Annotated in this window: 14 protein-coding genes; 3 read left to right on the top strand and 11 right to left on the bottom strand. The window is 40.1% G+C overall.

Annotated elements, in window-relative coordinates; genetic code table 11:
• Positions 1 to 308: nuclear transport factor 2 family protein (locus RYH73_RS26295; RefSeq protein WP_335316370.1), on the top strand; the 308-nt coding region annotated here is incomplete at its 5' end.
• A gap of 348 nt (positions 309 to 656) precedes the next feature.
• On the opposite strand, the gene RYH73_RS26300 is transcribed toward RYH73_RS26295, so the two are convergent.
• The 3 genes from RYH73_RS26300 to RYH73_RS26310 form a co-directional block, all read right to left on the bottom strand.
• The gene (locus RYH73_RS26300; RefSeq protein ID WP_335316420.1) at positions 657 to 1,013 is read right to left on the bottom strand and encodes a hypothetical protein; all 357 of its coding nucleotides are present in this window, start codon (positions 1,011 to 1,013) and stop codon (positions 657 to 659) included.
• A gap of 252 nt (positions 1,014 to 1,265) precedes the next feature.
• The gene (locus tag RYH73_RS26305) at positions 1,266 to 2,465 is read right to left on the bottom strand and encodes a serine hydrolase domain-containing protein (protein ID WP_335316421.1); all 1,200 of its coding nucleotides are present in this window, start codon (positions 2,463 to 2,465) and stop codon (positions 1,266 to 1,268) included.
• Between the two features lie 85 nt (positions 2,466 to 2,550).
• Positions 2,551 to 2,931: a YidH family protein gene (locus RYH73_RS26310; RefSeq protein ID WP_335316422.1), complete on the bottom strand. Its 381-nt coding sequence runs from the start codon at positions 2,929 to 2,931 to the stop codon at positions 2,551 to 2,553.
• Between the two features lie 541 nt (positions 2,932 to 3,472).
• Here RYH73_RS26310 and RYH73_RS26315 point away from each other — a divergent pair.
• A complete protein-coding gene (locus RYH73_RS26315) occupies positions 3,473 to 4,504 on the top strand; it encodes a hypothetical protein (protein WP_335316423.1) in 1,032 nt (343 codons plus the stop codon).
• A gap of 27 nt (positions 4,505 to 4,531) precedes the next feature.
• On the opposite strand, the gene RYH73_RS26320 is transcribed toward RYH73_RS26315, so the two are convergent.
• Entirely contained in the window at positions 4,532 to 4,975 is a 444-nt protein-coding gene (locus tag RYH73_RS26320; RefSeq protein ID WP_335316424.1) for a winged helix-turn-helix transcriptional regulator, read from the bottom strand.
• Between the two features lie 93 nt (positions 4,976 to 5,068).
• Here RYH73_RS26320 and RYH73_RS26325 point away from each other — a divergent pair, with 93 nt between their 5' ends.
• Entirely contained in the window at positions 5,069 to 5,812 is a 744-nt protein-coding gene (locus RYH73_RS26325; protein ID WP_335316426.1) for an SDR family oxidoreductase, read from the top strand.
• Between the two features lie 562 nt (positions 5,813 to 6,374).
• On the opposite strand, the gene RYH73_RS26330 is transcribed toward RYH73_RS26325, so the two are convergent.
• The 7 genes from RYH73_RS26330 to RYH73_RS26360 form a co-directional block, all read right to left on the bottom strand.
• Positions 6,375 to 8,753 carry an ABC transporter permease gene (locus RYH73_RS26330; protein WP_335316427.1) on the bottom strand — a complete coding sequence of 793 codons (2,379 nt, stop codon included), beginning with the start codon at positions 8,751 to 8,753 and terminating at the stop codon, positions 6,375 to 6,377.
• 334 nt (positions 8,754 to 9,087) lie between these two features.
• The gene (locus tag RYH73_RS26335; RefSeq protein WP_335316428.1) at positions 9,088 to 10,887 is read right to left on the bottom strand and encodes an NRDE family protein; all 1,800 of its coding nucleotides are present in this window, start codon (positions 10,885 to 10,887) and stop codon (positions 9,088 to 9,090) included.
• Positions 10,875 to 11,396 (bottom strand): hypothetical protein, encoded by a 522-nt coding sequence (locus RYH73_RS26340; RefSeq protein ID WP_335316429.1) that lies wholly within the window; start codon positions 11,394 to 11,396, stop codon positions 10,875 to 10,877. The genes RYH73_RS26335 and RYH73_RS26340 overlap by 13 nt, the downstream gene beginning before the upstream one ends.
• Before the next feature lie 102 nt (positions 11,397 to 11,498).
• Positions 11,499 to 11,948 carry a YHS domain-containing (seleno)protein gene (locus tag RYH73_RS26345; protein WP_335316430.1) on the bottom strand — a complete coding sequence of 150 codons (450 nt, stop codon included), beginning with the start codon at positions 11,946 to 11,948 and terminating at the stop codon, positions 11,499 to 11,501.
• A 173-nt stretch (positions 11,949 to 12,121) separates the two neighbouring features.
• Positions 12,122 to 12,523 carry a DoxX family protein gene (locus RYH73_RS26350; protein ID WP_335316431.1) on the bottom strand — a complete coding sequence of 134 codons (402 nt, stop codon included), beginning with the start codon at positions 12,521 to 12,523 and terminating at the stop codon, positions 12,122 to 12,124.
• Positions 12,524 to 12,731: 208 nt separating this feature from the next.
• A complete protein-coding gene (locus RYH73_RS26355) occupies positions 12,732 to 12,866 on the bottom strand; it encodes a hypothetical protein (RefSeq protein WP_335316432.1) in 135 nt (44 codons plus the stop codon).
• 717 nt (positions 12,867 to 13,583) lie between these two features.
• Positions 13,584 to 13,676, bottom strand: a complete 93-nt coding sequence (locus RYH73_RS26360) for a hypothetical protein (protein ID WP_335316369.1) — start codon at positions 13,674 to 13,676, stop codon at positions 13,584 to 13,586.
• Positions 13,677 to 13,684: the final 8 nt, after the last annotated feature.

Consider the following 13,684-nt stretch of genomic DNA (forward strand, 5'->3'; position numbering starts at 1 on the left):
CGTCAGTAAAGTGGAACCAACCAGGTGCGAACCGCTTTTCCGGACTAAAACAGAGCAGTAATGAAGTATTCGAAATGGTAGGAGGGATGTTCGAAATATCTCGAAATACGCTGTCACTCGCCGCAATTCAGACTATTGCCATAAATGGTAACCAGGCATCGGTATTACTGCGCTGGACTGCTGGGCAGCCCGGTGACGGCTTGGACGTTGAGAACGTGGATGTCTACACCGTGAAAGATGGGAAAATTGTAGAGGTAACTGTATACAGCGCCGACCTAAAGCATGAAAATGCTTTTTGGGGCAAATGATGTCTGTAGGTAAACATTGCGCAGTGTGCCATCCAATGAAAATCGGGAATTCACCGATTTTCATTTTTTTACTGATCTCATCGATAAGATTTTCCGTGAGAGTATGGAAGTAGTATTGCCTGGTATGATTGGTGACTGTTGCAATTAGAAAAATAGCCTAAAATGCCTAAAAATAAACCTATTGTCAAAAGCATTGATGAAGCCGTTCCTTATTTATAGGCGGCTTATTTTTGTGTTAAGTTTTTGTAAGCCCCATAAATTGAGTATCGAAAATATCCTATCGTTTAATCAACTTTTGTTTTAACGATCGAAAGTAACAAGCGAAATTTGATATGGCGATATATTTCTTTACAACTGTGTAATCAATTTTTTGAACCGTCGGTGTTCTTTGATCATTTTGATACCGTCTCTGATACGCATTAAATCAATTCCTTTTTGCTGCGCGTTTATTTTGCTGATCTGATATAAAATCTGCCAATGACGATATATTTCCTTCCATGCAAAGAACAGCGAGTGCTGTGGATCATAAATGTGCGTTGGTTCACTTCCTGCACCATTAAGCTCAATGATAGAAAACTTGCAACCTTTTTCCAGCTCCTCCCAGCTATGAAATTTGATGTCCAACCTGCCATAATAAAATCCGGGCACCTGCTGGCAAATTTGATCAATTGTGGCGGTCAGTTCCTCAGTAATGTAATGACTCAAGTCAACAAATTTTGAACCTCTGCTATGGTTGCCATATGGAACTAAAATTTGTTTGATACCCTTCGGTAGTATATTGAAAGAATAGGTCCATACTACATATAAGGTCCCTCAAGTTGGAAACGTGCCCGATCGTTCCGTTTAATTAAAATGGCTATTCTTGGTTCATGCAATAATACCGACCCAGCAAGAATGTTCAACGTTTGTCAATAATTGAATTGTATCTATCCAAGATTTAACGCATTCCGTTTTATATTATCTAGTTATGTGTTTTGTTATAATATCAGTAATGAAACTTTTATCATCTATGTATTTATTGCATAAAAACAATCCTCCCAGCCCTGTTGCCGGGTTGAATACAAGGAATGAGCTAACGCCCGGGTCATCTCCATCATGACCAATCGTGCCATTGTTATATAAATTCCATAAAATACCTTTATTTCTTGTTGTCAAACTAAGTTTTGCAGGTAAATTACGGCTTGAAAACTGTGGCGTAAACATAGTTTGAAATGATTGTCGTTTCAGAATAATAGATTTACCGGATAGGCCATTGATCACATCAATTAAAAATTTGCTTAAATCCGAGGCGTTGGTCTTTAATCCGCCATCCGGGTAGGTCACTAAGTCATATAATGGAAAAATGATATCAGAATCGTGGTAAAGCTGAGCTAATTTACTTAATTTGATTTCAGTCGTAAACCAAGCAGAGTGGGTCATGTGCAGTGGCTTAAAAATATACCTATTCGTAAAGGCTTTATAGGATAGGCCCGATTTGATTTCTATCAGATAAGCAATTAGTGCAGTCGCTATGTTACTATAGGATGATGTTTTTCCTGATGGAGAATGTATGAAGTTTTTAGAAGTGTAGTATTTACCTTGCTTGGCCAGGTAATTAAAATAGAATTGCTTAAGCGTGGAATCGCTAAGCGTGCGCTGATAACCCAGCTCTTTTAAAGGCACGGTATAAGATTGACTGTACGGTCTTCGTTGAAGGTGGAACTGATATGTATTGATGTACACGCTAGGATTGTCAATAATTCCGGAGGTATGCGTAGCGAGTTCCCTGATTGTGATGGCTCGGTTGGCCTCATAAGGATTAGTAACTTTGAAAGGAAGAATCCGGTTGATATCTGTTTCGAGCGAAAAATAGCCAAGCTCGATAGCTTTCATAAGTGCAACTGCTAATATCATTTTACTGACGGATCCAATCTCTTGAATAGTGTTCAGTGAATATGATTTGTTTTCCGCTATATCAGCCTTTCCAAAAGCGTGCTTATAAATCACGCCTTTTTTATTTACCAGAACAACCGCCATCCCGGGTAATTTCATTTCTGTTATTACCCGCTGCAAATCTTGCGTTATCTCTTGAGCATTAATCTGTGCGGACACCTGTGAGATACCGAATACCAGCCCCACAATCGAAAGCAGGCAGCGACTAACAAGACTATATTTCATTTTCCTGCATAATAAAGTTAAACCCAAAAATTACATCGTTATGATACATTCTCAATGTGAAATTATTGATTTTATTTATAAGTTTTCATATCGTACTCTCCACTAAATAGATGGTTAAAGCAACCGCCAAAATAATAAGGGCAGTCGTAATGCAGAGGAAAATCCTGGAAGAAGGTCTAAACTGGCCGGCCAATAGTTGTGCCTGGGTTGTTTTGAACCGATAATAAGCAAGCACAGCCATGATCATGCCGGCGACGACTAAAGCTATGCCAATGATGGCGGAGTAACCGTGGTTAGGGGTGGGCACATCGGTATCGATGACCAAGGTGAGTTGTTTGATGAATAAGGAGAATTTTACCACAACGAATCCTAAACCAATGGTAGCAATGCAGGTGCGTATCCAAGCCAAAAAGGTCCGTTCATTCGCCAGATGGTCATTTGGTATAGGCTTTCTTTCTTTTTCCATGAAGTTTTTTTTGAAAAACAAATATAAGGGGCGCGCTGTTTTGAAAAACAGCTCGCAATAGAAAACAATTATCCTTCCGCCTCCTCTTCCTTTTTCGTAGCGCCGGGATATCAAATACTGATAGCGATCGTCTTGGTATAAGCCGATTATTCCAGTCAAATAGCTTTATAGATGCGAGAACTATCGAAAAGTACATCATGTTTGAAACCGATTTCATAAGAACCATACGCTAATTGAAGCCCCTGCGCGGAAACCTGTCCGTAACATCGTATAAAAAGAATAATAATATTAGCTGTAAGCTCTTTTTCATTTTTGCTATTCAAGGCATGGTTTTACCACTTCAAACCTGAATTTGATCACTTCACCTGATTGTTGACTGTAAGATGTCGGGGGTAGTTTACATTTGTAGCCTGAACATAAATTCAATACAAAAAATATGAATATATTAACAGCATTGCTCTGAATATCCATCACTAAACGTCCCATCTTTTCCATATATATTCTATCTATTCTTACAATCGTTGTAAACGAAAAATATCCGATGAAAAAAATTAATATCCTCACCTCAGCTATTGCCATCTGTTTTATTTTATTTTCCGGCTGTAGAAAAACAAATGATCTTCCCGCTGTCCCGGATTTAGCCGAAGTGGAGCCGAGTCCCTGCAATACTCCCCCTTTACGTCTCTGGCTTTTTCAACAGTTTGTTAGTTGGGGGAAAGAGCCAACCACCATTGCAGCGAGCGAAGAACTACAAATGTCAAACCTGGCTAATTTTTACGCGTTGCATTTTGAAAGCAGTGCAGAAGACCAGTATTTTGGAGTTAATGGTGAATATACCGATCAGGTTAATAAAACCTTCACAGATCTGAAACGCTTTTGGAATATCCGGTCCATTAATGTCATCAAGGTTGCATCGCATGGTTCTATGCTGCAAGATCGGAGTAAAGTTTTTGAAATGTATAAAAGCGTTTATGGCTATAGTGAGGGCAAAGCAAACCACTACGCCGACTCGGTAGCTACTTTACTTAAAAAGTACCCGCAGTTCCTCAATGGAGACCATCCCGCTTTTACTTTTAATCAATTTGCTATACCCGATACAACCATTGCCCATGTTGGTCAAATTCCCGCTAAAATTATTATTGGCGATGGATTATTACAGGGTTTCGCAGCACTTGGTTATGGAGATAATGCTCCGCAGGCAATTTTGGCCCATGAGTTCGGGCATCACATTCAATATGACTTGGGGATCTTAAAAACGGGTATGAAACTAATCCCAAAAACCTCCCGCCGCATCGAATTAATGGCAGACGCCTACGCCGCATATTTTTTGGCACACGCTAGTGGAGCAGCTATGCAGTCAAATGATGTGCAACAAGTTGCTGAGATTTTTTTTAATACGGGTGATTGCGATTTTGCGGTCGATTCGCACCATGGTACACCTCAGCAAAGAAAGGCTGCTACCGAATGGGGATATAGTCTGGCCAAAAACGCCCATAAACAGGATCACATTTTACTGACCGAAGAATTCGCGAGATTGTTTGATGCAGAATTGAATAATATCGTTAAAAAATAATTTTCTATATAAGTCGTATTGACTTCACTAAAAAGCGTTGATTCGGTTTTCTGTATAAGGATGTCGTTGGCTTCTTAATTTATCCTGTAGCTCAGTAATTACTTTCTTTTTATTCTTTTTAATTCTTTGAAGCAATGATTTGGGACCGCCGTCAGGGTTGTACTTGGAGCCCCAGTTAAGAAACTCCACCATGAACGGCACCAGTTCGATACCCTTCTCCGTTAGCAGATACAGGAATTTAGAAGCATTTTTCGGGGAGGTTACTTTGGTAACAATTCCTTCATTTAAAAGTATATTGAGCTTTTCCGTCAGTACAGCTGAAGATATTTTTTCGTCCGATACCCGAAACTCCAGGAAGGAATTTTTTCCATTAAACATTAAATCCCGTAAGAGCAGCAGCATCCATTTATCGCCGAAAATTTCCACCGAATAATTGATTGGGCATGTTGATCTTCTGTCAATTGTTTTCATTATGTCAAATTTAAAAGTAGTTTGTTTTTAAAACTACTTTTCTATACGTTTGTAGTTTACAAAACAAACTACAAAAATAGCTAAAATTTAATTATGGACTTTACAAATAAAAACGTCGTTATTACAGGTGGAACTTCAGGTATAGGCTTAGCAACAGCAAAAGCATTTATCACCGCAGGGGCAAATGTTTGGATTACGGGAAGAAATGCCGAAAATCTACAAAAAGCAAATGCAGAAATAAACAATCCGAAATTATTTACAGTGATTTCAGACACTTCAAAGCTCGAAGGTATTTCGATTCTGGAAAAAGCAGTTGCAGAAAGTGGAAACAAATTAGATGTTCTCTTTCTGAATGCGGGAATTGGAACATTTGAGCCAATAGAAAAAGTAACCGAAGCAAATTTTGATGCACAATTTAACACCAATGTCAAGGGGCATTTCTTTACGTTGCAAAAATTACTTCCTCATCTGGCAGATGGAGCGGCAGTACTGTTCACATCTTCAACCGTTGCCACCGCGGCAAACGTGGGTGCCAGCGTTTATTCTGCAACTAAAGGAGCATTGAATAAAATTGCCCAAATTGCGGCAAATGAACTGGCCGGAAGAAAAATCCGCGTCAACATTGTTAGTCCGGGGCCTATAGATACGCCAGGCTTAGATACGGTATTACCTGCTGAAGCAAAAGAGTCAATAGCTGGCGCTACAGCGCTGCAAAGGCTTGGTCATCCTGATGAAATCGCGAAAACGGTGTTGTTTTTGGCTTCTGATGCCGCAAGTTTCATTACAGGAACTGAGATCGTTGCGGATGGTGGTTATCTTAATTACGCACTAAAATGATCGTTGATCATATCATCATCTTATCCAGTAACTAATTTTTCAGCAGTGGTACTTACTTCGCTTATGGCCATCAAGCATAAAGGCATAAGCGATGAAGAGTTAGAAAACATCAAGCATGTCTGTATGATGAGATGAAAAAGCCTGTAATACAAGGTACCCGCAGATATTAATAGGAAGGAGCGCAACTATGGGAACGAGAGAAAAGGCATCATACTAAGATATAAATTAAAAATCGAATAAGAAACAAGCGCCCATTGCAACACCGACAAAAGCAATGGTCCGCAGTGAATTTTTTAGCTACTGTCCCAAAGTCCTGATGGCTTTTGGGACAATTTATTCCATATAAGCGAATTTTTCTCATATAGCTTCGATTATTCAGAAACTGCTCTTCTCTTTTAGCAATCTTATTAATATCCAACTTGTAAATAAACTCTTCTGTCTCCACTTATCCCGCATAGGCATAGCTTTTGGTTATTAGATTTGATATAGAGATACCTGATCATGTCCGCGTCGTTGGGTAGCTTTGAAGAATACAAGTAATAGACGTCAACGCTTGACTGAGCTAATCGGTCCGTAAACTTTTGACAGGATTAACCCAAGCCGCTTTTATTGTCTGCCAGCTAATGGTAAACACTGCAATAAGGAGGGCCAGCAGTCCAGCGATAATGAAGACATACCAGCTAACCGATTCGCGGTAAGCAAAACTCTGAAGCCATTGATCTGCCGCAAACCACGTAATAGGCGTTGCAATGAGAAAAGAGAGCATTACCAATTTGAGATAGTCTCTAGATATGAGTTTCACAATGTTGCTAACGGATGCTCCCAACACTTTTCTGATACCGATTTCTTTAGTCCGTTGAAGCGTACTATAAGAAATGAGCCCGAGCAAACCCAGGCAGGATATAAAAATGGCCAGCGCAGCAAAGCTAACGAACAATTGGCCAAACCGTTCAAATGCCCGGTATTGCTGATCAAACTGTTCGTCCAGAAAATAATAGCTGAACGGAACCTGCGGTAAGAGCTGATTCCATTTCTCCTTCATGCTCTCAATAATCCGTGGAATGTCGCTGACAGTTGTTTTGACAGATATCATATTGGTACCCCTTGTATCCAGCCGGATACTTAAAGGCTTGATGTTCTGTTCCAGCGTCTGGTAGTTAAAGTCCTGGGTCACACCTATAATCGTTCCCTGTTTGCCCCATTGATTAAAGCGCTTTCCGATGATGTCTTGCGGAGATTGGAAACCTAAAAGTTTAACGGCCGCTTCGTTTACAATCATAGCTAGGGCAGAATCAGAATCATAGTCGCTCGAAAACGGACGTCCCGCAACCATTTTTAACCCATATTGCGGTATAAAATCAAAATCAACACCATAAATGTCGAGCCCTGTGACTTGCATAACGCCCGCTGTGTTTTCAATTTCAGAATAGGCACTTCCCACACCTCCTCCGGGCACTCCGGATGACATCGTAGTTGACCCGATACCTGGAATTGCCGATAAAGATTGACGGTAAGCCTTCTTGGCGGAATCGCCATGGGTATCGATCACGATGGTCTGATCTTTATTGAATCCCATATCATAAGATCGCATATAATTAAGTTGATTATAAACAACGATGGTTGCAGCAATCAAAAAAATACTGATGGTAAACTGAGAGACAACCAGTGCTTTACGAAGAAAATTCCCTTTACTTCCAGTTGAAAAATTACCTTTTAGTACTTCAGCAGGTTTGAATGAAGAAAGCACAAGGGAAGGATAGATACCGGCGAGCAATCCGATCAGGATAGAAACCCCTGTCAATAAATACATTTGCTTTACGTTTTCAAAGAGCGATAAACCAATGGTTTTACCCGCTAATTGATTAAAATAGGGAAGTGCCAAATAAGTGAGGCATAAGCTAAGCACGAAGGCCAATAATGCCATAAACAGTGATTCGGCTATAAACTGCCCAACTAGCTGTCCGCGCTGTGCACCGGTCACTTTTTTTACACCAACTTCCTTTGCCCGTTCGGCAGACCGAGCGGTGGCCATGTTGATGAAGTTAATACAGGCAATAATAAGTATGAAGGCGGCGATGAGCGAAAAAATGTAGACGTTAGTTCCGGTACCCATCGCTATGTAGCCCCCTCTGGTAGAATGAAGGTAAACCGATTGCAAGGGTTCCAATACAAGGCTATACTTCAGTTGTAACTTTTTCATCTCTTCTCCTGTGTGCTTCTCTAAAAAGGCAGGTATTTTTTTCTGAAGAGCATCGATTGAACCACCTGGCTTCAGTAAGACGTAGGTCGATATAGGAAAGTCTCCCCATGCCTGCTCAGCCATTGGGTTGTATTTGAAAAAGGTAGCCATGGAAACAAACAGGTCTGTTTGCAACTGCGAATTTTCCGGGATATCCTCTATAACACCCGTAATGGTTGAAGGTGATGCATCCCCGCCGAAAAGAATCGTTTTACCAATGGGATTATCCTCCCCAAAATATTTTTTTGCGCCGGATCGGGTCAGTACAATACTATAGGGATTCGCCAGGGCCGTTGCCGCATTTCCCTCGATCATGCTGAAATCAAATACCTCGAACAGCGTGGAATCCGCAAAAAGTACCGATTCCATATATTTGACGGAATCTTTGCGTACTGGAAAATCTCCTTTAAAAAATCGGACAGCCGAGGCAACTTCGGGTAGATCGTTGACCATATTCGGCGCGTAGGGAAAAGCCGAACTAAAAAAATGAACATCTTCCGTTGGGGTTTTGATGTCCGTTGCCAGTCGATAAATTCTGTTTCCTTTACGATGAAAACCATCATAACTTGTCTCAAAGCTGACATATTTATAAATGAGGATACAGGCAGCCATTCCGATACCGAGTCCCAGAATACTGATTAAAGAATATATTCGGTGTTTCCAAAGATTACGGATGGCAATTTTAACGTAATTGGCAATCATCGTTTTAGATTTTATGAAAGGATATAAATTATGCGCGATTGTTGTGCCATTTTTTTTAATAACAACATTTTCAGTTAATTATGTTGTTTTTTTTTCTTTATGATTGTTCATTATCGAACACCCACTGTACGATAATGATTGTTTTGAACCGATAATAAGTAAGCACAGACATGATCATGCCGGTGACGACTAAAGCTGTGCCAATGATGGCGGAGTAACCGTGGTTAGGAGTGGGCATATGATTTTCAAAATCAAAACGATGCAAGTCGAATATTTAACCGAGTTCATTACGATCGAAAGTAACAAGCGAAATTTGATATGGCGATATATTTCTTTACAACTGTGTAATCAATTTTTTGAACCGTCGGTGTTCTTTGATCATTTTGATACCGTCTCTGATACGCATTAAATCAATTCCTTTTTGCTGCGCGTTTATTTTGCTGATCTGATATAAAATCTGCCAATGACGATATATTTCCTTCCATGCAAAGAACAGCGAGTGCTGTGGATCATAAATGTGCGTGGGTTCACTTCCTGCACCATTAAGCTCAATGATAGAAAACTTGCAACCTTTTTCCAGCTCCTCCCAGCTATGAAATTTGATGTCCAACCTGCCGTAATAAAATCCGGGCACCTGTTGACAAATTTGATCAATTGTGGTGGTCAGTTCCTCAGTAATGTAATGATTCAAGTCAACAAATTTTGAACCTCTGCTATGGTTGCCATATGGAACTAAAATTTGTTTGATACCCTTCGGTAGTATATTTGAAAGAATAGGTCCATACTGCATATAAAGATCCTCAAGTTGGAAAAGTGCCCGATCGTTCCGTTTAATTAAATTGGCTATCGTTGACTTCCCGTCACCTGTAACCGAAAGAAATTCTTTTCCTACAATCCCCGAAATACACCCTTTTTTTTCACCGGGGAAACGATAATAAAAGATACCCGCTTCCAGCTCATAGTCTATATATTCCTGCACTAAAAAATGAACCCTATTGTTTCGCCTATAGTTTTCCAGATCTAGCTTCGTTTTTACCAGTTTTACCTGCATGCCACGTCTGCCTTGATCAGGTTTAGCAATGAGTGGAAATTTCAGTTTCGCTTTGCTAAGTTTCTCCGCTAAAATAGTCGGTGTAATATCGCTTTCACAAAATAAAGTGCGCGGATAGTATTTTTTTGGTATCAGCCGGTATATGTCACTTTTCTTCTCCTGCAAAAAACCTCCATTTGCTATTCCCGGATTTGCCGCGCTGAAAAAGAAAAAGGACCTGGCTTTCAGGCTTAACCAAACCCAATGGATAAATAGTGGGCCAAAAATGATAGCCGCAGGCCAGTATTCCCATTGCGTCAATCGTAACCAGCATCTCCGTATAATCAAAGAACATTGCTGATTGGTCAGATACGACTTGCTCGAAGTATGTGTTTGTGTTAAGATTTTCTTTTCGGTCGCCTGCTCATTCACAAGATCTCGATATGACATACTACTTTCTTTTTCGCTGACGAAAACACTGGTAACACTTACCGTCCGGACCCCATTACTCCTGCTTATAACCAAATCGTTCTGTAAATTGCCTTCCCCTGCATAAAAATGAAAATCAAAAATGTCCTCACATGTTATTTTTTTCCGGTTTTTTTTCAGCCAGTCTTCAAACCAGTGACGCCTTAAATGGGCAATATCTACCTCATATAAGGTAGCGGATGACCATATATAGGCATGATCTACATGTAATTGCAAGTTGTGTTTGAGAAGGCCGTCCCACCGACATTCCCATAAGGCACGGTTGCCATAGATGATTAACGTAAAAGGTTCGATTCCAAGCAGATCTATTTCGTCGAATTGCCGTTTCACGTTGTCTTTTTCCATAATATCCAAAAAAATATGTCCCCTGCTTCTTTTATAGGGTAGCGCACGCTGATGTTTAATGAAAGCGCCATTCAATAAAACAGCCGCATCGCCGTTGGCTTTAAGGGCGATCCACGTACCTCCGGCTTCCTGATCTTTTGGGAAAATCAATTTAGTATCTTTCCTGCTATATTCCCTTGGTGCCAAAGCCGTTTTCCGACTCACATGTTCATCTCGGTTTGATGTGAGATGAATACCGGCTGCCGTAGGTATAAAAGTTACTGTGCACATAGTGTTCGATGTTTTATAGTTGATGCGGCTACGCCGAAATCTTCCGGTAGTGATATGGTCGATACTACTTTAACGCCTATTCTCAATAATGCCATGTGATGTATTGTATGCTCAAGGTTATAAACCAGCTCACGGTTATAATTAGTAGTCACACTTCCTAATACCTCATTTTCTATACCAAAATCTGCTACCAGCAATAAATCCACATTGTCCTTTTCAAGAGAAGAAATGATAGCCTCCAATTTGGTAAGGGCACATACTCTGCTTGTTTCTATTTCGTAATCCCGTTTTCTTTCATCATAACTCACTCGTCCTTTTTGGTAACCGCCATTCAGTTCGAGGAAAAATTCAATGATATGTCGGATATGCTGCCCGATAGTCGCATTGGACAACAACTCAACTTTCTGAATGTATTGTTGATCAGTCACTTCATTTATTAAAGATCGCAATTGAACCAACAGATTGCTTATGGGCTCTGCCAACCATCTGCTGTGGGTTTGTGTTTTCATGGTGATCGTCATTTAATAGGGTACATTTTCGAATCGTCATTACTGGAATTAACAGATCGGATAAGCCCTTCGAGGTGAACAACCCGAAATGAAAAGAATTTGTTACTCTTTGTTTTTTAAATCAGGCCAGTTCATATCCGCCTTTTGAATAAGTTCTTGCTGATTTTCCAACCATTCTTCCTTAACCTTCGCGTTATAGTTGAAATAAAGCTTATCATTTACCACCTCCCATGTATCAGTTTCAGTTGGTGCTTTATACCCGTTCGACATTCCATATGCACAATATCCACCATATTGTGGCGTGTAATGTTCAGGATTTGCTTTAAAATCTTCCATGTTTTTCCGGGAGCTAAATAACCAAAGCGCATCCTTCCATTGGTAAGCAAACTCCCCGGTCCCTTTTACCGCTTTCTTTTCTTTAAAAAAGGAAACAGGGTCATAACCTTTTATTGCTTTTCCTTCCGGAGCGAAAATTTCACTTTTAGTGCTATTTGTATTCGTGCTGCAGGCTGCTAAAAAAAGCAGTGTTGTTGCGATGATCAGATTTCTCATGGTGTTGTTTTAGTGATATGAATAGTCAATTAATAAGCGCAGTTGAATTTGGCCGACCTGGCAATTCCTGTGGTCTTAATAACCCTACAGAATGTAAAACCAGTGTTAAATTGATGTTCATCAGTTTGTTAATGTGTCAAGTATTTGTTTTTACATAGAGCTGGCTCGCTCTTTCAATGCGATCTAAACTTGGTCTGGTAAAGCTGGAGCAGTTGTGATTTGAAAGCGATAAGAAGAATAATACAGCTAAAAAAAACCAGCAAAGCATAAATGAACAGTCGCCCCGAATCACCTTGTACCACAACACCGAGTATCGTAAAATGGAAAAAAAGTGCTCCACTCATCAGACCAAGGCCAAGCAGCGCACCGAAGGCTGTGGTCCGTGGTATGAGAATAAGCAACGAAGCAAAAATTTCGAGTATCCCAACTCCAATACGACCCCATGGTTCCATCCCGATTTTAGTAAAGAGATAGACAGATTCGGGAGCAGCAGTAAATTTAAAAAAGAGCGTTTGCAGCATAATAATGGCAGCCAAGAGCTTTATACCCCAAAGAATTATATTTTTTATTTCCACAGCCTTCTTGATTAGTTTTTGTCTGATTTAATTGACTTAATGAATAAACTTTGTCCAATTTTGGTGTTTCACACACTGTTTGCTTAAATTTTATGAAACAAAAGTATGGCGGTACAGCTTACCGGTAAATGGAAAGATTTCCCGAATGCTTGCCTATTTTTCCTGACATGTTTATTGATCTATCCGATTTTTTCTGTCAGTGGAATTATCATTGTCCTTTTTTCCGTCTGTTCTCTTGTTTAACTTCAAGTGAAGGTAAGCCTACATGACGACCGGCCTTTTCCGGCACTCGTTTTCTATTGATAAGATAGATGACAACCTGCTTGGTAAAGACTTGGTTCATATTCTTTATAGTGATACCTTTAGTTTACTATGTGAAATAAATAGTGGAAAAAGCAATTTACGGGATACGATCAAATCAACGCAGCTGCTGGTATCTCATAGGGTGTCGAAATCTATTACTTCATTAAATGGGATGGAAAATTTAAGAGAGGAAGTTGCCATTCAGAGGAACAAAAGCAAGATGCAATAATTTAGGGTATCTGACCGTTTTATTCAGACACTATTGAACCATATATATATATGCGGCATTTGGAGGGACGATGATGTCATCAATGCAGGAGCAAAGATCGTACATCCCCTCCAAATGACTGCACCAAAAACTTCCTTCCCCACTATGATTGCCTGTCGCAGGTGCCCGGTAAAAATACGATCATACTTCCTCCGTAGAAGTAAAAAGCGGGACGGAGAAGACGATGACCCAAAAGGCATTCCCTGTTATTGACAGGTTGACAGCATACGGTGTCTCCCTGATGAAAGAAGCGGGAATTGATTGAAGTCGTTGACAATACCACAGTTACCCTGTACAGCTATAGAAGAAACAATTACCTTTTGGGAAATGATGGGTTATACAGCCACCTATAAAATGACCCGCCCTACCGATAAATGAAGTACGGAAGCTTTACAATATTCCCGAGATTCTGAACATAGAGTGATCGACGATGTCTCAACGGAATTGGGTAGAGCCCATCCCGGTTTTGATGGCACTCATGGCCTTTGATCAACCGTAATAAGCAGTAGGTGATTTACCTGTCCATCTTTTAAAAGCTCTGGTAAAAGCACTTATTTCGTTATATCCCAGTATATGAGAAATATCTTTAA

Source organism: Olivibacter sp. CPCC 100613 (assembly GCF_036959255.1).
GTDB lineage: Bacteria > Bacteroidota > Bacteroidia > Sphingobacteriales > Sphingobacteriaceae > Olivibacter.

What these genes read in the sequence shown, in the direction of transcription:
- RYH73_RS26335 (WP_335316428.1), bottom strand. Translation starts at nt 10,887, where the DNA reads ATGTGCACAGTAACTTTTATACCTACGGCAGCCGGTATTCATCTCACA.
- RYH73_RS26320 (WP_335316424.1), bottom strand. Translation starts at nt 4,975, where the DNA reads ATGAAAACAATTGACAGAAGATCAACATGCCCAATCAATTATTCGGTG.
- RYH73_RS26340 (WP_335316429.1), bottom strand. Translation starts at nt 11,396, where the DNA reads ATGAAAACACAAACCCACAGCAGATGGTTGGCAGAGCCCATAAGCAAT.
- RYH73_RS26310 (WP_335316422.1), bottom strand. Translation starts at nt 2,931, where the DNA reads ATGGAAAAAGAAAGAAAGCCTATACCAAATGACCATCTGGCGAATGAA.
- RYH73_RS26345 (WP_335316430.1), bottom strand. Translation starts at nt 11,948, where the DNA reads ATGAGAAATCTGATCATCGCAACAACACTGCTTTTTTTAGCAGCCTGC.
- RYH73_RS26355 (WP_335316432.1), bottom strand. Translation starts at nt 12,866, where the DNA reads ATGAACCAAGTCTTTACCAAGCAGGTTGTCATCTATCTTATCAATAGA.
- RYH73_RS26325 (WP_335316426.1), top strand. Translation starts at nt 5,069, where the DNA reads ATGGACTTTACAAATAAAAACGTCGTTATTACAGGTGGAACTTCAGGT.
- RYH73_RS26330 (WP_335316427.1), bottom strand. Translation starts at nt 8,753, where the DNA reads ATGATTGCCAATTACGTTAAAATTGCCATCCGTAATCTTTGGAAACAC.
- RYH73_RS26315 (WP_335316423.1), top strand. Translation starts at nt 3,473, where the DNA reads ATGAAAAAAATTAATATCCTCACCTCAGCTATTGCCATCTGTTTTATT.
- RYH73_RS26305 (WP_335316421.1), bottom strand. Translation starts at nt 2,465, where the DNA reads ATGAAATATAGTCTTGTTAGTCGCTGCCTGCTTTCGATTGTGGGGCTG.